The 22,225-nt window shown below is 59.8% G+C and carries 16 protein-coding genes; 5 read left to right on the top strand and 11 right to left on the bottom strand.

The features are described 5' to 3' along the window. The first annotated feature begins 47 nt into the window (after positions 1–47). Complete coding sequence (locus ACR0KW_RS16595) at positions 48–386, top strand: P-II family nitrogen regulator (protein ID WP_480805995.1); 339 nt, start codon at positions 48–50, stop codon at positions 384–386. Positions 387–420: 34 nt separating this feature from the next. Further along, positions 421–1,746 carry an ammonium transporter gene (locus ACR0KW_RS16600; RefSeq protein ID WP_480805996.1) on the top strand — a complete coding sequence of 442 codons (1,326 nt, stop codon included), beginning with the start codon at positions 421–423 and terminating at the stop codon, positions 1,744–1,746. A gap of 133 nt (positions 1,747–1,879) precedes the next feature. Here ACR0KW_RS16600 and ACR0KW_RS16605 read toward each other — a convergent pair whose 3' ends face one another. From ACR0KW_RS16605 to ACR0KW_RS16620, 4 genes are all read right to left on the bottom strand, one after another. Beyond that, positions 1,880–3,064 (bottom strand): amino acid aminotransferase, encoded by a 1,185-nt coding sequence (locus ACR0KW_RS16605; RefSeq protein ID WP_480805997.1) that lies wholly within the window; start codon positions 3,062–3,064, stop codon positions 1,880–1,882. Next, positions 3,064–3,918, bottom strand: a complete 855-nt coding sequence (gene sseA / locus ACR0KW_RS16610; protein ID WP_480805998.1) for a 3-mercaptopyruvate sulfurtransferase — start codon at positions 3,916–3,918, stop codon at positions 3,064–3,066. The genes ACR0KW_RS16605 and sseA overlap by 1 nt, the downstream gene beginning before the upstream one ends. An 80-nt stretch (positions 3,919–3,998) precedes the next feature. Continuing rightward, positions 3,999–4,268 carry a CBU_0592 family membrane protein gene (locus ACR0KW_RS16615; protein ID WP_170327862.1) on the bottom strand — a complete coding sequence of 90 codons (270 nt, stop codon included), beginning with the start codon at positions 4,266–4,268 and terminating at the stop codon, positions 3,999–4,001. 29 nt (positions 4,269–4,297) lie between these two features. Then, a complete protein-coding gene (locus ACR0KW_RS16620; protein WP_480805999.1) occupies positions 4,298–4,861 on the bottom strand; it encodes a helix-turn-helix domain-containing protein in 564 nt (187 codons plus the stop codon). A gap of 107 nt (positions 4,862–4,968) precedes the next feature. On the opposite strand from ACR0KW_RS16620, the gene ilvD reads away from it, so the two are divergent. After that, complete coding sequence (ilvD, locus tag ACR0KW_RS16625) at positions 4,969–6,801, top strand: dihydroxy-acid dehydratase (RefSeq protein ID WP_480806000.1); 1,833 nt, start codon at positions 4,969–4,971, stop codon at positions 6,799–6,801. A gap of 197 nt (positions 6,802–6,998) precedes the next feature. On the opposite strand, the gene ACR0KW_RS16630 is transcribed toward ilvD, so the two are convergent. Continuing rightward, positions 6,999–7,817, bottom strand: coding sequence for a sulfotransferase family protein (locus ACR0KW_RS16630; protein ID WP_480806001.1), 819 nt, complete (start codon positions 7,815–7,817; stop codon positions 6,999–7,001). A 141-nt stretch (positions 7,818–7,958) separates the two neighbouring features. On the opposite strand from ACR0KW_RS16630, the gene ACR0KW_RS16635 reads away from it, so the two are divergent. Then, positions 7,959–9,536 carry a DUF5928 domain-containing protein gene (locus tag ACR0KW_RS16635; RefSeq protein ID WP_480806002.1) on the top strand — a complete coding sequence of 526 codons (1,578 nt, stop codon included), beginning with the start codon at positions 7,959–7,961 and terminating at the stop codon, positions 9,534–9,536. Between the two features lie 35 nt (positions 9,537–9,571). On the opposite strand, the gene amaB is transcribed toward ACR0KW_RS16635, so the two are convergent. Together amaB and ACR0KW_RS16645 are read right to left on the bottom strand one after the other, a co-directional pair. Further along, entirely contained in the window at positions 9,572–11,068 is a 1,497-nt protein-coding gene (amaB, locus tag ACR0KW_RS16640; RefSeq protein ID WP_480806020.1) for an L-piperidine-6-carboxylate dehydrogenase, read from the bottom strand. Between the two features lie 18 nt (positions 11,069–11,086). Next, positions 11,087–12,193 (bottom strand): saccharopine dehydrogenase family protein, encoded by a 1,107-nt coding sequence (locus ACR0KW_RS16645; protein ID WP_480806003.1) that lies wholly within the window; start codon positions 12,191–12,193, stop codon positions 11,087–11,089. Positions 12,194–12,684: 491 nt separating this feature from the next. On the opposite strand from ACR0KW_RS16645, the gene ACR0KW_RS16650 reads away from it, so the two are divergent. Next, positions 12,685–16,275, top strand: a complete 3,591-nt coding sequence (locus tag ACR0KW_RS16650; protein WP_480806004.1) for a flavoprotein — start codon at positions 12,685–12,687, stop codon at positions 16,273–16,275. Here ACR0KW_RS16650 and ACR0KW_RS16655 read toward each other — a convergent pair. The 4 genes from ACR0KW_RS16655 to ACR0KW_RS16670 all read right to left on the bottom strand — a co-directional run bounded on the left by ACR0KW_RS16655 (position 16,272) and on the right by ACR0KW_RS16670 (position 22,223). Next, positions 16,272–17,132 carry a hypothetical protein gene (locus tag ACR0KW_RS16655; RefSeq protein WP_480806005.1) on the bottom strand — a complete coding sequence of 287 codons (861 nt, stop codon included), beginning with the start codon at positions 17,130–17,132 and terminating at the stop codon, positions 16,272–16,274. The two genes, ACR0KW_RS16650 and ACR0KW_RS16655, sit on opposite strands and share 4 nt — an antisense overlap. Then, the gene (locus ACR0KW_RS16660) at positions 17,133–17,435 is read right to left on the bottom strand and encodes a hypothetical protein (RefSeq protein ID WP_480806006.1); all 303 of its coding nucleotides are present in this window, start codon (positions 17,433–17,435) and stop codon (positions 17,133–17,135) included. Positions 17,436–17,445: 10 nt separating this feature from the next. Continuing rightward, the gene (locus tag ACR0KW_RS16665) at positions 17,446–20,715 is read right to left on the bottom strand and encodes an adenylate/guanylate cyclase domain-containing protein (RefSeq protein ID WP_480806007.1); all 3,270 of its coding nucleotides are present in this window, start codon (positions 20,713–20,715) and stop codon (positions 17,446–17,448) included. A gap of 224 nt (positions 20,716–20,939) precedes the next feature. After that, positions 20,940–22,223 (bottom strand): amidohydrolase family protein, encoded by a 1,284-nt coding sequence (locus ACR0KW_RS16670; protein ID WP_480806008.1) that lies wholly within the window; start codon positions 22,221–22,223, stop codon positions 20,940–20,942. Positions 22,224–22,225: the final 2 nt, after the last annotated feature.

Genomic DNA, 22,225 nt, shown 5'->3' on the forward strand with positions numbered 1-22,225 from the left:
GCAGGTGCAAACAAGCCGGGCAGACCGGGGAAGCAGAGGGGAAGAACGTGAAACTGATCATTGCGACAATCAAGCCGTTCAAGCTCGAGGAGGTGCGCGAGGCACTGACCGAGGCAGGCGTGCGCGGCATGATGGTGACCGAAATCAAGGGCTTCGGCTCGCAATCCGGTCACACGGAGATTTATCGCGGCGCCGAATACGCCGTGAATTTCGTACCCAAGATCAAACTGGAAATCGTGGTCCCAGCCACGATGGCCGATCAGATCGTCGACACCATCACCAAAACCGCCAAGACCGGCAAGATCGGTGACGGCAAGATTTTCGTCCTTGATGTCGAGCAGGCACTGCGCGTGCGGACCGGGGAAACGAACGAAGAGGCGCTGTAAGGCGCCCCCACTCACAATCATTCGAGGACTGACAATGAACCTGATGAAATCTCTCATCCCTGCCGCCGCGATCGTCGCGTTGCCGCAGATGGGTCTTGCGCAAGAGGCCGCCAGTGGCGAGACCGCGCAGCACACGCAATTTATCCTGACCTCACTGCTCTTCCTGGTTGGCGGTTTCCTGGTGTTCTGGATGGCTGCGGGCTTTGCCATGCTCGAGGCCGGCCTGGTGCGTTCCAAGAACGTCGCCATGCAGCTGGTCAAGAACATGGGCCTGTTTTCGTTCGCCGCCATCATGTACTGGCTGGTCGGCTATGGCCTGATGTATCCCGGCGATGGCTGGATGATCCCCGGCGTTCTGGGCGCAATCGCCCCTGCGTCGCTTGAGGCCGTGGGCCTGGAAGGCGTGAATGCTGACCTGTCCTATGCAACCGTCGGCTCGGACTTCTTCTTCCAGCTGATGTTCTGCGCCACCACCGCATCGATCGTGTCGGGCACCGTGGCCGAGCGGATCAAACTGTGGCCCTTCTTCATCTTCGTGATCGTCCTAACCGGCATCATCTACCCGATCGAAGCGTCCTGGCAGTGGGGTGGCGGCTGGTTGCTCGAGATGGGCTTTAGCGATTTCGCAGGCTCAACCCTGGTGCATGCCGCAGGTGGTTTCGCAGCGCTGGCAGGTGCCATTGTGCTGGGCCCGCGGATCGGCAAGTACAACAAGGATGGCAAGGTGGTTCCGATCCCCGGCTCGAACCTGGCGCTGGCAACCCTGGGTACATTCATCCTGTGGCTGGGCTGGTTCGGCTTCAACGGCGGCTCGCAGCTGGCAATGGGCACCATCGGTGACATCGCAGACATCAGCCGCATCTTCGCCAACACCAACATGGCCGCTGCAGCGGGTGCCGTTGCGGCCCTGATCCTGACGCAGGTGATGTATGGCAAGGTCGACCTGACCATGGTCCTGAACGGCGCGCTGGCCGGTCTGGTCTCGATCACCGCCGAACCGCTGGCCCCGTCGTTGTTCCAGGCGCTGATCATCGGTGCAGTTGGTGGCGTGATCGTTGTCCTGACCGTTCCGATGCTGGACCGCATGAAGATCGACGACGTTGTCGGCGCGATCCCGGTTCACCTGATCGCCGGTTTCTGGGGTACTTTCATCGTGGCATGGACCAACGGTGACGCGAACTTTGTGACCCAGATCATCGGCTTCGCTGCGATCGGCATCTTTGTCTTCGTGGTCAGCTTCATCCTCTTCTCGATCATCAAGGCAACTGTTGGTCTGCGGGTTGGTGAAGAAGAAGAGATCAACGGCCTGGATATGGGCGAGCTGGGTATGGAAGCCTACCCCGAGTTCTCCAAGGGCTAAAACCTGAGTTAACCACTCCAAGGCCGGGCGTTCGCGTCCGGCTTTTTCTTTGGGAAGGATCTTCAGGATAGGGCTGGAAAACAAAAAAAGCCGCGCTGGTCGGCGCGACTTTTGTCAATTTCGGGTGGCTGGCTCAGACGCCGACGTCGACAATCGCTTGCGCAAGGATCGGCACAGTCGTGGCGTTCAGACCGGCAATGTTCAGGCGGCTGTCGCCGACCATGTAGATACCGTGATCGGCACGCAGTTTCTCGACCAGTTCCGGTGCCGCACCCAGACGCGAGAACATGCCGCGGTGCTGCGCGACAAAACCAAAGCGGTCCGAGCCGGTCAGGCGCTGCAGTTCATCTGCCAGTTGCTGACGCAGACCCAGCATGGACAGACGGATCTCTTCCAGCTCAGCTTTCCAGTCGGCGCGCAGAGCTTCGTCGTTCAGGATCGTCGTCACGACGCGCGCACCGTGATCCGGCGGGAACGAATAGTTCTGGCGGTTCAGGAAGGCCAGCGTCGACTGATTCAGCGAGGTCTGTGCCGCATCGTCACTGATCGCCATCAGCAGACCGGTACGCTCACGATAAACGCCGAAGTTCTTCGAGCAGGACGCTGCGATCAAGCAGCGCTTGACGGACGAGGCCACCAGACGGGTTGCCTGTGCGTCTTCTTCCAGACCGTCGCCGAAACCCTGATAAGCAATGTCGATCATCGCGACGAGGCCAAGCTCGTTAATGATGTTCACGACCTCTTGCCACTGCACCATGTTCAGGTTGGCGCCGGTCGGGTTGTGACAGCAACCATGCAGCAGAACCACGTCGCCCGCCTTGGCGGTTTTCAGGTCCTCGACCATGCCGTCGAAATCGACACCACGGGTCTCACCGTCGAAATAACGGTACGGGACGGCCTCCATGCCCAGATAGTTCAGGATCGACAGGTGGTTCGGCCAAGTCGGGTTCGACACGAACACACGCGCCGAAGGATTGGCCATGCGGATCATCTCAAACGCCTGACGGCACGCGCCGGTACCACCGGGGGTCGCCACGGCGGCAATGTTGCCACGCGGAACCGAAGTGCCAAGGATCAGGTCAATCATCGCGTCGGCATAGGCCGGATCACCGGCCAGACCGGTATAGGATTTGGATTCCTGCTCTTCCCAGATGCGCTTTTCGGCGGCTTTGACCGCGCGCATCACGGGCGTCACGCCCTCGGCGTTCTTGTAGACACCCACGCCCAGATCGATCTTCTGATCGCGCGGGTCTTCGCGGTACATCTGCATCAGCGCCAGAATCTTGTCGGCGGGCTGCGGTTTGAGGTTCTCGAACATCAGTTCTCTCCGGTTGCGACGGGCAGGGTCGGGAAGGCACCCCATTCAGCCCAGGAGCCGTCATAAAGCGAATGATCTTTCTTGCCCAAGCGCTCGAGCGCCAGACTAAGGATGGCAGCAGTCACGCCCGACCCACAAGAGGTGATGGCGGGCTTGGAAAGGTCCACGCCTGCGGCCTCGAACACGGCGCGGCATTCGTCGGGTGACTTCATCGTGCCGTTCTTGTTCAACAGGTTGCCAAAGGGCACGTTGCGCGAGCCCGGAATATGGCCCGAACGCAGGCCTTCACGCGGTTCCGCCTCGGTCCCGGCGAAGCGAGCGGCCGAGCGGGCATCGATGATCTCATGATCGGCCAGTTTGGTTGCCGCCGACACCTGTGTCACGTCGCGCACCAGATGGTTCTGCACGCGTACCGTCATGTGGCGGTCACGGATTACGGGGGGCAAATCCTCGATCTCGCGGCCCTCGGCCTGCCATTTGGGGAAGCCGCCGTCCAGAACGGCAACGTTTTCCTGCCCCATCAGGCGAAACAGCCACCAGACCCGCGCGGCCGACATCAGACCGGCACCATCATAGACCACAACCTGATGGCCATCGCCCACACCCATCGCCCGCAGGCGCGACATGAACTTTTCGACCGGAGGCGCCATGTGCGGTAAGTCCGACCGTCGGTCGGAAATGTCATCGATGTCGAAAAACCGTGCGCCGGGAATATGCGCCTCGTCGTATTCCGCCTTGGCATCCCGCCCCTGCTGCGGCAAATACCACGACCCATCCAGAATCCGCAGATCCGGGTCCTTGATGTGGGCTGCAAGCCATTCGGTTGAAACGAGGGTTTTCGGATCGTCCTGCATCAAAGCCTCCCCAAGAGCGAGCTTGTTTTTCCCTATACGCGCAGGCATTGGGGTTCAAGGCTGGATGGCGCCAAGCCTGCCTAACGCGCGCGCCTGAGGCGGAAAAACTGTACGATCCCGATCATGCTGATCAGAATCCAGAAGGATTCGATCAACATCGAGGCCAGGTTGAAGTTCTGAAGCAACGAATAGACGATCAGGATCGATCCGGCCAAGTTCAGCACTGGAAACGCCAGATCGTCGGAATTCATCATCCGCATCTGGGTGGCGAAATACGCCGCCACAACGACCAGCGCACCGAACGAGCCAACAGCATCCGCCAGCGTCAGAGTTTCAAGAAAAGCGGCCATGTCGTTCCCCGGGCGTGTTGGTTTCGCGTTCAGCCGATCGCGGCCAGCGCATCAAGCTGCGCGTAATGGTGCATGTTCAGAAATGCCGCGCCTTGGTCGCCTGCGCGGTAGCCATGCGGCAGATCCGCCGCAAACCGCAGCCCCTGCCCGGCCTGCAACGGCACCCATTCGCCATCCCGCAGAATCTCGAGTGAGCCGTTCAGAACAAAGACCTCCTCGGTCACGCCAGTGGCATGGGCCGCGGATTCGTGGCTTTGGTTCGGCGCAAGATCGACGTGAAAGGTCTCGGCCCGCAGGGCAGGATCAAAAGGAAAGACGATTTTGACCTCGATACTGCCGGGAAAGGTCACGGTGCGGAACACGTCCGGTGTGGCCCTATCGCGCAAGGTCTCCGAGCCGATCAGGGCACTGAGCGGCAGCTGGAACCCTTTGGCGATCTTCCACAGCGTCGCGATGGTCGGGCTGGATTCACCACGCTCGATCTGGCCCAGCATGGCTTTGCTGACGCCGGTCATTTCAGCCACCTTGGACAGGCTCAGCCCCGAGGCCGCCCGTACATCCCTTAGTTTCAGCGTTATGTCTTTCGGTGCCATAGTAATCGTCTTTCGAATCCCCTTGTGCGTTATAGCGCACATGTGGTACGTGCGCTATAACGCACATATCCCGCATATCGCAACCGGGGCAAAAGGGAAACAGCATCATGCCAATGTACCGATCCAGAACTTCCACTCATGGCCGCAACATGGCCGGTGCCCGCGGCCTGTGGCGCGCCACAGGCATGACCGAGAGCGATTTCGGCAAGCCTATCATCGCCATCGTCAACTCGTTCACCCAGTTCGTGCCGGGTCACGTGCACCTGAAGGATCTGGGCCAGATGGTCGCGCGCGAGGTTGAGGCCGCGGGCGGTGTGGCCAAGGAATTCAACACCATCGCGGTGGATGACGGCATCGCCATGGGCCATGACGGCATGCTGTATTCTCTGCCCTCGCGCGAAGTAATCGCGGATTCGGTGGAATACATGGTCAACGCCCATTGTGCCGATGCCATGGTCTGCATCTCGAACTGCGATAAGATCACCCCCGGCATGCTGATGGCCGCCATGCGTCTGAACATCCCGGCGATCTTTGTTTCGGGCGGCCCGATGGAGGCCGGCAAGATCGATATCGCCGATCTGGACGTCAAGAAAATCGATCTGGTTGATGCAATGGTTGCTGCCGCCGACGACCACTACACCGATGAGCAGGTCAAACATATCGAAGAAAACGCCTGCCCCACCTGCGGGTCGTGCTCGGGGATGTTCACAGCGAACTCGATGAACTGTCTGGCCGAAGCGCTGGGTCTGGCACTGCCGGGCAACGGTTCGACCTTGGCGACACACGCGGACCGCAAAGAGCTCTTCCTTGAGGCCGGTCGCCGGATCGTCGAGATCACCAAGCGCCACTATGACCTGAATGAAAAGGGCTTCCTGCCCCGCGAAATCGCTACGTTCGAAGCATTTGAGAACGCAATGAGCCTGGATATCGCGATGGGCGGCTCAACCAACACTGTTTTGCACTTGCTGGCTATCGCCCATGAGGGCGAGGTGCATTTCACCATGGCAGACATGGATCGGCTTAGCCGCAAAGTGCCGTGCCTGTGCAAAGTCGCGCCGAACACCGAGAATGTGCATATGGAGGACGTCCACCGCGCCGGTGGTATCTTCTCGATCCTCGGAGAACTTGGCCGCGCCGGGTTGCTGCACGAAGATTGCAGCACGGTGCATTCGGGTACGATGGGTGAGGCCATCGCCAACTGGGACATCAAGGTCGCCAACAACCCCAAGGCGCAAGACCTGTTCAAGGCCGCGCCGGGTGGCGTTCGCACCACGCAGGCGTTCAGCCAGTCGAACCGCTACAAGGAACTGGACACCGACCGCGAGGGCGGCGTGATCCGCAGCAAAGAGCACGCCTTCAGTCAGGACGGCGGTCTGGCGGTTCTGTTCGGCAATATCGCCCGCGACGGCTGCATCGTGAAAACCGCAGGCGTCGATCCGGCCAGCCTGACCTTCACTGGCACGGCCTATGTCTGCGAAAGCCAGGATCAGGCAGTCAACGACATCCTGACCGGCAAGGTCGAAGCAGGCGACGTGGTTGTCATCCGCTACGAAGGCCCGCGCGGCGGTCCGGGGATGCAAGAGATGCTGTACCCGACCTCATACCTGAAATCCAAAGGGCTGGGCAAAGCCTGCGCCCTGCTGACCGACGGTCGTTTCTCGGGCGGCACCTCGGGTCTGTCGATCGGCCACGTCTCACCAGAGGCCGCCGAGGGCGGTGAGATCGGATTGGTGCGCCAGGGTGATAAGATCGAGATCGACATCCCCAACCGTTCGATCCACCTGGCCGTGTCCGACGAAGAACTGGCCGCGCGCCGGGAAGAACAGGACGAAAAGGGCTGGCAACCAGCCGAGCCGCGCAAGCGCAAGGTGTCCACGGCACTCAAGGCCTATGCCAAACTGACCACCAGCGCCGCCAAAGGCGCCGTACGTCAGGTCTGAGCGATATGAACCGGTTCCTGATTGGGGCCGGTTCCTTCAAGCGTCAAAGGGCCCCCGCGCCCGAAACGCACCATCGGCTCCGCCAATGCCACGTTCGGTCTTGGGCCCGGCGCCGCGCAAAGCGCGGCGCCGGGCCCAACCTGAGGAGATGTCTCGTCAGAGACATTGACGATGGGCGGGAGCGCTCTGAGGCGGGGTCAGTCGCCGAGTTTGGCGTGAACCTCATCCAGATCAATTTCACCGGTTGGCATCTTGTTTGCCGGATTTTCGAAATCGTATTTGAACAGCTCGAAATCCTGTTTGTAGATCTCATAGACCAGATGCATCGACAGATCGTCGAAGTAATCCTCGACCGGATGAGCGCGCTTGGGGCCGTGGCCCTCGGATTCGTTGAACCGGGGGATGTCTGTCAGGTTCACCGCGTGCGGCGTGTCCAGATTGTCCAGAACACCCTGCATCCCGTCGTTGAACTTCTCGGTCCAGAAAATCCTGTCATACCGCCCACCATTTACGATGAAGGTCGAGACATGACCTGACATGGCAGACCAGTGGATGTCGGGGTCCATCGGCCTGCGCCAGCGGATCGTATCCCGTGCGAACAGAAGAAAGCGGCGGAAGCTGGCGATCTGGTCGAACTCGCCCTTGCCGTCATCGCCCCCCACTTCGATCCCGTAATTGTAGATCAGCGTCGGGACCAGATTGCCGCGATAGCGTTTCCCGTTCCGCTGAATGCCGCAGATCTTGTCGAAGAACGAGCTCAGAATCCGCGTGTAGGGATTGCGCACGCAGGTAAAGGAATAGGACGCATGGTTGCGGATATTGCCCGAAATGCGATCTTGACTATGGTCGAACGCCCATTTGTGCATCCCGTCTTTTGCGTCGTGGATATCGCCGTCAAAAAACCGGCCATGATCCGAGTAATACATGATCTGCCCGATGGTTGAGCAGGCGCATTTCGGCACGACACGGTAAACCATGCTTTCACTTTCGGTCATCCAGGTGCCGGGAAAACCCATATGTTGCGCCTCCTTAACAGGTCAAAACTCGATAAACACGCCTGCTTTTGTAGCCAAAGAACCAAAAATATTCTGTTTATTCAATCGCTCTTCCTCAGTATCACGGATCAAACAGGCTAAAACGGACTTCACAGATACGATATGGCAAAGATTGCCTATATTCTTTTGTGCCACAAAGACCCCAAGGCGATCATTGCCCAGGCCGAGCAACTGACCGCTGCCGGGGACTGCATGGCCATTCACTTTGATGCGCGGGCCAGCGCTGCGGCTTATGACAGTATCCGCACCGCCCTGAAGGACAATCCGAATGTCACCTTCGCGGCAAAACGCATCAAATGCGGCTGGGGCGAGTGGTCTTTGGTTCAGGCAACGCTGAATGCCCTGCAGGCTGCGGTGGTTGCCTTTCCCCGCGCCACGCATTTCTACATGCTGTCCGGCGACTGCATGGCGATCAAAACGGCCGAATACGCCCATCGGTTTCTGGCCGAAAACGACAAGGACTTTGTCGAGAGCCACGATTTCTTTGCCAGCAACTGGATCAAGACCGGCATGAAGGACGACCGGCTGATCTATCGCCATTTCTTCAATGAACGCACCCAGAGCAAGCTGTTCTACATCTCATACGACCTGCAGAAACGCTTTGGCCTAACCCGCGACATCCCGGCGGATATTCAGGTCATGATCGGCAGCCAGTGGTGGTGCCTGCGTCGCCTCACGGTCGAGATGATCCTCGACTTTCTGCAACAGCGCCCGGATGTGAAACGCTTTTTCTCGACCACCTGGATTCCGGATGAAACCTTCTTTCAGACCCTCGTCCGGCACCTGATCCCGAAGGAAGAGATTGAAAACCGCACTCCGACCTTCCTGATGTTCTCGGATTACGGGATGCCGGTGACCTTCTACAACGACCATTATGACATGCTGCTGGGGCAGGATTATCTGTTCGCCCGCAAAATCAGCCCCGAGGCGCATGAGCTGAAAGAGCGACTGGGCAAGCTGTACGCCAGCGAAGGGGTCGAGTTCAAAATCTCGGATGAAGGTCGCAACCTCTATGGTTTCCTGACCGGGCGCGGGCGGGTTGGCCGCCGGTTCGGGCGGCGCTTCTGGGAGGCCGGTAATACGCTGGGCCCCGAGCGCGAGATTTTCCTGATCGCCTGCAAGAAATGGCACGTAGCCAAACGTCTGGTCGATCAGATCACTTCCGAAACGGATATTCCCTGCGTCGAATACCTGTTCAACGAAGAAGAAACTCCCCTGCCCGATCTCGGCGGGATCGAGACGACGCTGCTCAAACGCTCGCGCCACCGGCGAGCAGTGGTGCGGATGTTGTTCGACCACTTCGAGACCGACAAGCTGGTGATCTGCGTGGACCCGGGCAATCTGGACATCATTCAGGATTTCTGCGCCGATCAGGCCAAGACCCACGTTCTGGAAATCGAGTGTGAATATTCCGACGAATACCTGATCGGTCACGCCCGCAGGGTTGGCCTGGCCGGTGAAAACAGCCCAACCGCGAGGGTTGCGCGACTTGTGCCGACGCTGCGCAATTCTATCAGCTACGAATCCGAACTGATCCGGGGCGCAGGGTTTGACGGGTATTTGCGTATTCGGGAATCCAGCCCGCGCACCAAGAACGAGGCCGCCGTGGCCGAGTTTCTGGGTGTCTCACAAGACACGGCACAAGCCGTGATGCGGCTGGACTACCTGTTTGCGGATTGACCCGGCGGCGCTTCTGCAGCCGCCGGGCCGTATGATCAGATATCGAACTTGACGCCTTGCGCCAGCGGCAGCTCGGCCGAGTAGTTCACGGTATTGGTCTGACGCCGCATATAGGCCTTCCACGCGTCCGAACCACTTTCACGCCCGCCACCGGTTTCCTTTTCACCACCAAAGGCGCCACCGATCTCGGCCCCCGAAGGCCCGATATTGACGTTGGCGATACCGCAATCCGACCCGGCTGCGGTCAGGAACTGCTCGGCCTCGCGCATGTTCAGCGTGAACACACAGGAGGACAGGCCCTGCGGTACGTCGTTCTGGATCTCGATGGCATCGTCGAAATCACCATACTCCATCACGTAGAGGATCGGGGCAAAGGTCTCGGTCTTCACCGTCGCGGTCTGGCCGGGCATCTCGACGATGGCAGGCTGCATGTAAACGCCAGCGGGCACATCTTCGGTCACCCGGTTGCCGCCAAACACGGTGCCACCATCGGCTTCAGCCGCTTTCAACGCGGCCGTCATGGCCGCACCCGAGGCTTCGTCCACCAGCGGGCCGATCAACGTACCCTCATCCAGCGGATTGCCGATGGGCAGACCGGCATAGGCTTTCTTCAGACGGCTCACCAGTTCCGCGCGGATCGATTTGTGCACGATCAGGCGGCGCAGCGTGGTGCAGCGCTGACCGGCGGTCCCCACAGCCGAGAACACGATCGCCCGTACTGCCATTTCCAGATCGGCCGAGGGGCCGACGATCATTGCGTTGTTACCGCCCAGCTCCAGAATGCACTTGCCGAACCGCTGCGCCACGATGGGCGCAACAGCGCGACCCATACGGGTCGAGCCCGTGGCCGAGATGACCGGCACGTCCTCGCTGGCCACCAGCGCCTCGCCCAGCGCAGCACCGCCGATCAGGGTCTGCAACAAGTGGTCAGGCGCATCGCCAAACCGGGCCAGTGCGCGTTCAAAAATTTTCTGGCAGGCCATCGCGGTCAGCGGGGTTTTCTCGGACGGTTTCCAGATCACGGTATCCCCACAGACCAGCGCCAATGCCGCGTTCCACGACCAGACCGCAACCGGGAAGTTGAAGGCCGAGATCACCCCCACCGGACCGGCAGGGTGCCAAGTCTCCATCATCCGGTGACCGGGACGCTCGGATGCGATGGTCAGGCCATATAGCTGCCGCGACAGGCCAACGGCAAAATCGCAGATGTCGATCATCTCCTGCACTTCGCCCAGGCCTTCGGACGTGATTTTGCCCGCCTCCCAGCTGACCAGTGCGCCCAGATCGTCCTTGGCGGCGCGCAGTTCCTCGCCCAGCAGGCGGATCAACTCGCCCCGGCGCGGGGCCGGAACCGTGCGCCATGCTTTGAACGCCGCTTTGGAGCGAGCAAATAACGCATCCATCTCGTCGACGGGCGTTTCATGCACCTCGGCCAGCAGGCTGCCGTCGATGGGGGACCGAACGGCCAGAGTGCCTCCGGTCAGCTCAGCCTCGGTCAGGTCCAGATTTTCGAGGGTGGTTTGCGCAGTCATCACGATGTCTTTCATATCTCAGGCCGCCTTGTTCTGTTGGGTTACGTCACCGGCGCGATAGAGCCGGCCAAATTCGGTGTTGAGGAAATCGGACAGGTTCACCTGTTCCTGCCGGACAAAGCCCGTGCTGAGCAGAGCGCCGGTACGCATCAGATCGACCACACCCAGAACGCCTGCGGCGGTGGTGACCTGAATAGCGCTCCAGACCTGTCCGTTGATCTCACGGGCAAAGCTCTTGTTGATCAGGGATTTCTCGCGCAGCGCACCGTCGATCGTGCCTTTGGCGGTGCAATAGACCAGCACCACATCCTGATCGGTGCGCGGCAGCGCGGTTTCAAAGATGTCCTTCAGCAGATCGCGACGGCGTTCCAGACCCAGATCCTTGAGCAGCAGCTTCAGGATATCGCAATGGCCGGGATAGCGGATCGAACGGTAGGACACCGCCCGCGCCTTCCCTTCCAGCGTTTCCGGCAAGGTGCCCAGACCGCCGGACGTGTTGAAGCATTCATACTCCACCCCGTCATGGCCCAACACCTCATAGTCTTCCAGCGGCGCGGTTTTCACACGTTCGCCATTCACGATAGCATCACAGGGGTTACAGTATTCGTTGATCAGCCCGTCGGTGGACCATGTCAGGTTGTATTTCAGCGCATTGGTCGGATAAAGCGGCAGAGCGCCAACGCGCATATGCAGGCTGTCGAGTTCGTCGAATTCCGACGCCAGCGCCGCCCCAGCGATGCCGACAAAGCCCGGCGCCAGACCGCATTGCGGCATAAAGGCGGTGTCGCTGTCCTCGGCCAGTTCACGCACAGCATTGGTGGCCGCAACATCTTCGGTCAGATCAAAGTAATGTGCGCCTGCTGTCTTGGCGGCCTTGGCTATTTTGGGCGTTAGAAAGAACGGCGCTGCCGAGATTACGGCGTCGAACCCGGCCAGCCCCTGCGCCAGTTGCGCTTCATCCCCCACATCAATCTGCCGGGTCGCAATTCCCTGCTTGTTGAGCACCGACAATGCGGCCAAGTCGCGGTCCGCCACGGTGACCGAGTAATTGGGGGATGATTGCAGCAGGCTAGCGATCATCTGACCGATTTTGCCTGCCCCTATGACACAAATGTTCCAGCTCAAAACGCGCCTCCTCTTACGTTTATGGAAAGTATGGGGCGCGGGCTGTTCGATCCGCAGGGGGTATCTTGACGAAAACGCCGAAAGTTACGTCACTTTGACGATGTTTTCGTCATCATGTCTCATGCGATCCGTGCCATGTGCACCGCAACCGCCTGGGAGCCGACGCGGCACCGGTGTCAGCAAGTAGAGCTTTCCGAGTCCGGGGCGGGCAAAGGCTGACATCAAAGCTCGGGCTGGCTTAGGGTCGGGCTCGTTGAAACTCGCATAGTCAAATCAACAACATCCGTGATTTTTGTGTCCGAATAAGCTACGGTACAGCCAATTGGGCCCATTTGTTCGCACAATTTCCTGCGGCCGCGCGGCCCGGCCAGCGCAGAACGCCCCGTCGGGCCGGTCATGAAATTCCGTATGACCACCGCAGCCTGACGCAGGCACCAGATACAGCGTTGGTTTTTTATGCGTTTCATGGCTAAGTTCAGGGGGGAACAGACGTGCCTAAGGACCCAATTGAAAACACCATTTCCTTTACTCCAACCGAACCCGAATGGGCATTGATACAGGATATCCTGCCGGCGGATGACCCGTCAGCCATCAGGCCGCATTTCGAGTGTTTCGAAGTGTCCGAGGAAACGGTTCTGCCTTCGCGGGGCATGTATGTTGTACTGGACGGCGAGGTGCAGCTGCGCCAGGACGGAAAGGTTCTGGCCACCGCCGATACCGGCGATTATTTCTACGAAGAACATCTTGAGATTTTTGACATCCCCGTCAGCCTCGAGGCGCTGGCCACGCCCGGCACCAAGCTAGCCTACCTGTCCAGCAACCACTGGTTCGAAATTCCGACCAAGATCCGCGAGGCCTGTTACGACACCCTGTTCGGTGATCTGGTCAGCGTGCATCTGCAAAACTTCCAGCAGCCCATAAATTGCTGCAGTGTCACAGCAGCGGCGCTCAGCATGTCGGCGCTGGGATTCAGCTGCGAGGTCAACGACATCTTCCGCGAATGCGGCCTGCCAACCTCATTCGTCGTAAATGACGGTATCTCGCTGGGTGAGCTTTATGACGTTGCCTGTACCTTCATTCACTCGCAAGGACTGCGCGAAAAAGTGCAGGTTCAGGCCTATTTCATGGATGAGGCCACCACCTCGGTCGAGTTGTTGCTGGAAGCGATTGACGAATCCAACCGGCTGGGCGGCGACAACGACATTCTGGTGGCGAATTTCCAGGTCGGCGTTGCCCATGGCAAACCGAACTTGCCGGGCGGGCATTTTGCCATCATCGCCAAATGTAACCCCAGCACCGGGCTGGTGCACATGATGGACGTGCACCCCGAGAAATACGGCAAGCTGTGGGTGACCACGGTGGATCGTATCTGGGCCGGGATGTCGGATCGCGACGGAACCTCGATGCGGTCGCGGGGTATCCTGCGGTTCTCGGCGCGCGAGGCGGTGAAAACCAACCTGCAGACGTTGCAGCAGGACTGCAACTATGTCGACAGCACGCAATATCTGGCCAAAGACCCCAAGAAACGGCGCAACCTGTTCCGGCGGGCCAGCCCGAACATGAACTCACTGGGGGTGCTGGCCGAAAGCCTTGCGATTCTGGGCGATGCGCAGGTCGATGAAGACAAGCTGCTGATTGCAACGCAAACCAATTTCACCGATGCGCTCAGCCGGGTATCCACCGCAAAAGAGATGCACGCGCTGGCGCAGCGCTATCTCAGCCAGTCGCCCGACGTGCATCTTGGCAGTACTTTCCATGGCTTTGCCACCCGCAGGGGTCAAGGCGACAAGTCACCCGAGGATTGGTTCCGCGACAAGCTGCGCAGCCTGAACGACGATCAGGACCGGCACCTGATGATCAATATCGACTTCAACCGCGTGCTGGGGTTCGAAGTCATCCGTCCGCCCGAGAACGTGTATCGCGAAACCGCGCTGCTGGAAGAGTTCTGGTGCCTCTGCATCGCCTATGACGAGGAAAGCGATCTGGTGACCGTGGTGGACATGAGCCCCGCCACCTCGCAGGTTTGGCAGGCTCCACGCGGGCATATCTTCCGCGGTTTGCGCGACCTCAAGAACCCGGCGATGCTGGTGATCGAAGAGCATGAGCCGCCCGAAGACCCGACCGACGTCGCCCGCATCGTGGCGAACCACCCGATCGTCATGTTCTATGCGGATGAAGACCCGTGGTCCTATATGCTGCGCAGTATTCTGGCCAATATCGGCATCACCAGCGTCAAGCTGATCGACATCGAAGGCCACGGGGCCAATGTGATGAAGATGCGGCGGCAGCTGAACGTGCTGACCGGCAAGGAAAAACCGCCTTACCTGTTCTTTCAGGGCGAATGCTTGGGCCGACGCACCGATATTGTCGACATGATCCTGAAAGGGCATTTGCAGGAACGGGTGCACGAGGCCGGGCTGCCGGTTCTGCTGCGCCATGAATCCCCCAGCCTGGACAAGAACATCTTTGGCTATCCCAAGGGCGGGCTGACCGATGCCCCCACCGAAAAGCGCAATGTGCTGCTATGTGCCTGCGGATCATCGGCGGCGGACAAGGTGCCGGAACTGGTGGAACGGATCACCAAGGCCGGTCACAACGTGAAACTGATCCCCTCGATCTCGGCCGAGAAATTCTTTCGCGATTTCGGCACCGAGCGGATCGAGAAATGTATCTCGCACAACGACTATTACCGCGACGATGACGAATGGAACTTTCGCTATATCGAGTTCGGAATGCCCCTGCGCGCCTCGCATCTGGCGCTGTGCGACTGGGCCGATTGCGTAATTGTCGCTCCGGTGACCTGCAACACGATGGGCAAGATCGCCAACGGGATTGCAGACAACCTGCTGTCCTCGGTGTTTGTGGCGTGGCAGTACCGGAACAAGCCGGCGATCCTTTGCCCGGCCTGCAACACAAATATGTGGAACAACGTCACTACCCAGCGAAACGTGGAAAAGTTGCGCGATCTGGGCATTGATCTAGTCGGCCCGCGCAAGGGGCGGCTGTCCAACGGCAGGATGGGGATCGGCATGATGGCCACCCCGGACCAGATCATGGAGGTGCTGGACGAAGCCTTCGAGGAACTGGCCGATCAGGAACACAACATCTGTAAATGGGCGCAAGAGGCCGCCGCCTCGGACAATTTCGCGCAATGGGGACGGGTGTTCCAGGCCATCGACAACGGCATGGCCGGGATCGACATCGTCGATGACAGCAACGGCGACACGTTGCTGCACTATGCGGCTGGCGGCCAAGGTGAGCTGAAGGATGACGGGGTGGATCTGGGCAAGCCCGACCTTGAAGCCGCGCAGGCGCTGATCAACCGGGGCATCAACATCAACGCCAGCAATGACCACGGATTTACCAGCCTGCATGTGGCGGTGATGAACAACTCGGTCGAAATGGTGGAAATCCTGCTGGGGGCCGACGGGATCGACGCCAGTTCCTGCATCCATTTCCTGCAGAATCCGAACAACACCAGGGGCATCAAGCTCTCGGAAGAGATCGTCGAGATGCTGGACGACTGGGCCAACACCCACACCCTGACTGAGTTGGAGGAAGAGGACGAAAGCGATCTGATCGAGGATAGGGAAAAGACCTATCTCTACTTCACCTACGGCTCGCTCAAGAAGGGATTCCCGAACCACGATGCCCATACCGAGGTGCTGGATGATTTCGTCGGTGAGGCCATAACCCGGCAACGGATGCCCCTGATCGTGCCGCACGAGCCGCATTGCGACAACCCCAACTGCGGTTTCCTGCACCGCATGGCCACGCTGGTCGACCAGAAAGGCCGTGGCAAAGCGGTGAAAGGTGAGGTCTATCGCGTCTCATCCAGCGGGATGAAAGAGCTGGACAAGCTGGAAGGTTACCACGGTCCCGACTCGCCCGAGAATGTCTATGTGCGCAAGCGGATCAAGGTGCTGATCAACGGCGTGAAAAAACCCGCCTATACCTATGTGATCGCGCATCCCACCAAGTATCTGGATCAGTGGGAGCAGGGCACATCCGAGGTCGTCGCCGAATACACGCTGGATATGGCCACGGGCACGCCCAAGCCGGGTTATCAGCCGCCGGCCTAGTTCTGAATCTCGATCACGGCCTCGTCCTCGGGCCCGGTCTTGAGGCTGAGATTGTAGGCCGTGATCGCCACCATGCACAACAGGACAAAGGGCCAGAACGCGGCCTTGGGGTACAGGTTGTCCTTGTAGTGGATGAACCGCAGCGAGGGCACCGCCTCGGACGCGAACAGGTAGGTGTTGATCGAGACCGCCAGCAGCAGGAAATACATCAGGAAAAAGAACGATTCCATGTAGATCACCGGCGATCCGGCAAAGCCTTCGCGCAGTTGCACATGAGCCAGCAGGATCACGAAAAACAGGACCGAGCAGGTGCCGATTACGCTGGAGGTGCTGAAATCGTGCCGTTCCACCAGATTGGGGCGGCGGGTGACGGTCATCACCGCGCCGAACAGCAACATCGTCACCACGATCAGCGGGATCATATGGACGATGAAAGCATTCCCGAAGTTCCGCTTGATGACGAAGTTATAGTGCAGTTCCGGCAAGTTGGTCTGAAACTCGTTTTCCCCGATACCCAGCGTGGTACCCAGATCGGACTGACGATAGTCAAAATAGGTGTTCTCGCGCTCCCATGTGCCCATGACGATGCGCGGATCGATGCCAAAGATATCCTCGGGGCCGGTGGCTGGATAGGCCCAAAAGTCCGGTATTAGAGCCACATCAACGTCAAACTCACCGGGCCAGAACCGGACCCAGACGGTTTTGTGGTCGAACGGGTAACTGGTGTAATCAAAGCTCTGCCGCAGGGTCTGTTCGAAATACCAGCCGATCAGTTCCGACCCGTTCTGGTCCATGCGATAGACCTCTTCGATCAGGCCATTTGCGGCATCGGTAGCCTCGGGCAGGATGAACCCCACCTAGCCCTCGGCGGGTTTGATCGCATCATGGATGCCGTCTTCGTAGTGCTGCCAGATATAACCGCTGACATGCACGTCGCTGGCACCGATAAAGCTGAAGGATTTGATGAAAATGCCGGTCTTCACCCGGTATTCCGGCGCATTTCCCAGTTTTTTCAGATAATCATCGACTGAGGCCTGATCCGGAAGCTGGGTCGGGTCGCCTTCGAAATGGTTCAGCGCGACCAGAAGCCTGAAGAGCAGCACCGCAAGACCAAAGGTCAGGGCACCGGAAATCCACCAAACCTTCTTTTCGATGCTCATTCATCCCCTCTCATGACGTGGTCCAGCTGCCGACCAGGGACTGCGTAATTCCCATCTCAGAAAACCGCGCGCCCAGCGCGTCAAAGTCTTCATGCGCGGACATCGGAATGCCCCATCCGCCACACGCGGCCAGTACCTTTGCGTGCTGAATCGACAGATCGACCATCGGCAAGGGTTCTTCGGCAATGAACTTGGCCAGAGCATCCGCGTATTCCGTGGCCCTATCCCATTCCTGCCGCGCCAGCATGACGGCGCTGGCATCGGGATAGAAATGCAGATGGCTATGCCCCACGCAGCCCTCGGCAATGATCTGAGCGCCCAGTTTCAGGTGCTGATCTTGTTTGTTAGGGTCTGTTTCGGCCATGGCCAGCGCTGACAGCGCCTTTGGCCCCACAAAATTGCGACCGTGTTCCAACGCAATCTCAACAGCGTGCTCACCGGTCGCACGCGCCTGTTCCAACTGCCCTGCATAGACCTGCGTACGGGCCAGATGCTCCAGCGCCTGCGCCTCTAGCCGCTTGGCACCCACGCGGTTGGCGATCTCGGCGGAAACGGTGAAGGTTTCAAGCGCCTGATCCAGTTCGCCCAGAAAGGTGTGCGCCACACCCAGACAGGTCTGCGCCACGCATTCCGGAACAAAGGCAAAATACTTCTGCGAAACCTCGATGGCCTCCTGTGCGTCGCGCTTTCCCTGCGCCACATCACCGGTATAGCTGCGCGCCACGCTGAGGTTGTGCAGGTTCGCCGCCAAATCCCGCACCAGACCCTTTTCGCGGGCACGCTCGACCGCCTGCGTATAGAACCCGGCGGCCGTCTGCATCGTGGCATTCATGAAATTGGCATCGCCAAATCCGCTGAGCGCCCCGACCTCCAACCGGGCCGATTCCAGCTTTCTGGCCAGTGTTAGAGCCTTTTCATTGCTCTGCATCGCGTCCTCAACCCGGCCCAGCGGGAAATAGACATTGCCGCGCACATAGTTGATCTGGGCGATGTCTCTTTCGGACCCGCAGCGCTCTGCTGCTTCCTCGGCGGTATCGAGGCTTTGCAGCGCGTCCTTGTACAAGCTGGCCTGCCGCGCCGCCTGCGCCAACCCGATATGGGCCCGGCTGACCTGTTCATCGGTCTCGGCCAAATCTGCGGCCTCTTTGAATTCGCGCAAGGCGTCATCCGACAAACCTTGCAAGCGGTGCGTCTCGCCCCGTGCGCAGAACAGATCGAACCGCACCCCAGACGGTGCGGGTAGTTCCAGCGCCCGTTCGATCAGCGGACTTGCATCGTCGAACTGGAACGCCCGGATCAGGTTCTCAGCGGCATCCAGATAGGCCTGCGCGGCGTTGGTGGCCCCGGCCCGATCCAAATGCTGTGCCCGCAGGGTGGCGTCACGGTCTTCGAACCATTTCGCAGCCTGACGATGCAGCCGCGCGCGTTCCGATTTGACCAGCGTCGCATAAGATCCGTCGCGGATCAGCGCATGAGCAAACATCAGATCGGTCCCGGCCTCACGGATCAGGGCCGAGCGGATTAGGGTAGATACATCCAGATGCCCCTCGCCCAGAATGAAGTTCAACACCTCGGGCGAGAACCGCTGGCCCAATACCGAAGCCGCCTGAATCGCCGCACGGCTGGAGCGGTCCAGAGCATCCAGCCGCGACTGCACGATGCCCTGAATGCTGCCGGGAACGGATTCGCGCTTCAGCACGTCGATATTGCGCAAGAGCTGTTCCAGAAACAGCGGATTACCCCCGGCGCGCTGCACGCAGGCGTCCAGAAGCTCGGGGTCGATGCCGGTGAACTCCTCGACCAGTTGCCGGGCCTGATCCTCGCCCATCGGCGCCAGTTCCAGTTTCGAGATCAGCGCACCATCCGTGCTCATCTGCCATTCACGGTTGATCGGGTCGCCTTCGACGCGGCTGGTCATCAGCAGGACGCAGGGCAAATCCCGCGTGGTGGCGGCGATATGGGCGCAGGCCGTCAGAATATCCGGCGCGGCCCAGTGGATATCCTCGACTTGGATCAGCATCGGCGCTTCACGGCTGCGCGCGGCGATCAACTCGTCAATCACCTGCCGCCGTCCACGCAGACGGGTGGCGTTATCCATCACCGCATAGACCTCGGCCAGTCCGGGGTCTTGCTCCAGTTCCAGCAGCGCGTTCAGATGGGTGGCGTTCGAGGGCGAAACCCAGCCCTTTGCCACCGCATCCTGCGCCATTGCAGCGCAGGTGGCGGCGTCATCTGCGGCCTCAAGCCCCAGAATACTGCGCGCAACGGACTGAATGGCCGAGTGCCCCTCGCGCGTGCCAAAATCCATGACGACGCCATTGTGGATCGAATAATTCAGGCCTCCGGCCATCTCGGCCACTTGTTCGGAAAGATGTGTCTTGCCGATCCCCGGTTCCCCCAGAACGATATGAACCTCACCTTTGCCATGCTGCTGGCAGCGGTCAAACGTGGCCGAGAACAACGACATCTCGCGCTCGCGCCCGACAAAGCGGTGACGGCGCGAGCGAATGTTGCGCGCCAGCCGGTCCAGCCGCCACAGCTCGACCGGCTCATTCAGGCCCTTGATGTCCTTCTTGCCCATGCTCTCGCCGACAAAAAGCGGCCCTAACGCGCGCTGAATGTCGTGTGAGACAAAGGTTTCGCCCGGTACGGCCATGTCAGTGATGCGCGAGGCCAGGTTCACGCCATCGCCGGTCACCGTGTATTCCGTATGCGCCTCGCTGCCGGTGGTGCTGGCGATCACCTGCCCCGAGGCGATGCCGATATGGCAGGAAACCGGCGGATTCAGGCTGGGCAGAACCGCGTGAATTTCCAGCGCCGCGCGGGCCGCGCGTTCGGTGTCGTTGGTGTGGGAAATCGGCGCCCCGAATACGGCCATGACCGCGTCGCCGATATGCTTGTCGATCCGGCCGCCGAATTTCTCGACCACGTGATCCACCTTGGCGAAAAACGCGTTCAGCAGCGCGTGCATGTCCTCGGCATCCAGCTCGCTGGTCAGGCGGGTAAATCCGGTAAGGTCGGCAAACATCACCGTCACCTGCCGTTTGGCGGGTTCGGGTGGGGTGTCGGGTTCGTAGGGCTGAACGGTTTCAACGGTCTCAAGTTCGGAAATCGCGCGCAGTAGCCTGCGGCGGTCTCCGACAGCGGTCACTCCGATTTCGATCAGGTCTTCGCCCGTAAGATCGGGCAGAATTGCGAAATCAATTTTGTTATCCAAAAAGGCTTGCGCGTATTCAGAAAGTCCAAGCGCGCCCAGCCAGTCCCTAAGGTCCTGAGACATGTCGCCCCTCTGAAGCCCCCTTACTTCAGAGACAGACCTAGCACAGCAGACCCCTTTGAGTCTGCAATGGTTAACGAAATTAATATTTATGTACGTTCATATGCCCGAAATACGGGCACCGGGCCTCGGCGCTCAACCCGTCAGCAGAACGAGCTTGTCTGACCGCTGGATCAATTCGGCGTTGCCGTACGGACCCAAGGCAAACCCGGTGCGATCAGCATGAATCAGGCAAATGGTACCCGCGCCTCGTCCAGTGTTTTTTGCCCGGTGGGCAGGGCCAGATCACAGGTGACCAGGTTTGATCGTGCAATCACGCGGCCCTTGCGCACCACCGCCAGCCGGTGGGCGCGCAGCCGGATTGCCTCGATCGGGTCGGCCGCCTGTAGCAGCACGAAATTCGCCGCACAGCCCTTGGCGACGCCGTACCCCTCGAGCCCCATGATCTTGGCCGAGTTCTCGGTGACCGCCTCGAAACACCACGCCATATCGGCGCGGCTGGACAGTTGCCCCACATGCAGCCCCATAAAGGCCACATCCAGCATGTCGGCTTTCCCCAGCGAATACCACGGGTCCATCATGCAATCCGAACCGAACCCCACGGTGATCCCGGCATCGCGCAGCTCACGCACACGGGTTTGGCCTCGGCGTTTTGGATAAGTGTCATGCCGTCCCTGCAGCATGATGTTGATCAACGGGTTCGGAATGGCATGAACCTCGGCCTCGACCATCAGCGGGATCAGCTTGGAGACATAGTAGTTGTCCATCGAGTGCATCGATGTCAGGTGCGAGCCCGTAACCCTGCCGTGAAGGCCCAAACGCTGGGTTTCAAAGGCCAACGTTTCGATATGACGGCTCAGCGGATCGTCGCTTTCGTCGCAATGCATATCGACCATCAGCCCGCGCTCGGCCGCGATCTCGCAGAGCAGCCGCACAGAGTCGGCCCCGTCGGTCATCGCGCGCTCGAAATGCGGTATGCCACCAACGACATCCACGCCCATGTCCAGCGCGCGGATCGTGTTCTGCAAAGCGGTTGGATCGCGTTGCACGCCATCCTGCGGGAAAGCCACCAGTTGCAGGTCCAGGTAATCTTTGACCTGCTCACGCACCTGTAGCAGGGCTTGCACTCCCTTCAACTCGTTGTCGCAGGTGTCCACGTGGCTGCGGATCGCGCCAATGCCCATCGACACCGCCAGATCGCAATACCGCATCGCGCGGGCAATGATGTCGTCGACGGATTGAATCGGCTTCAACTCTCCCCACAGCGCAATCCCTTCCAGCAACGTGCCCGAGACATTCATCCGCGGCGTGCCCAGTGAAAGCGTTGCGTCCATGTGGAAATGCGGATCAACAAAGGGCGGGGAAACCAGCTGCCCATTTGCGTCGATCACTTCCTGGGCCTCAGCGGTGATCCCGGCCTCGACAGCCGCGATCTTGCCGCCCTTGCAGGCGATGTCCACGCCGGTCTGGCCATCGGGCAGGGTGGCATTCTTGACGATCAGATCAAACATGG

This window comes from Ruegeria sp. CG11, assembly GCF_056537245.1.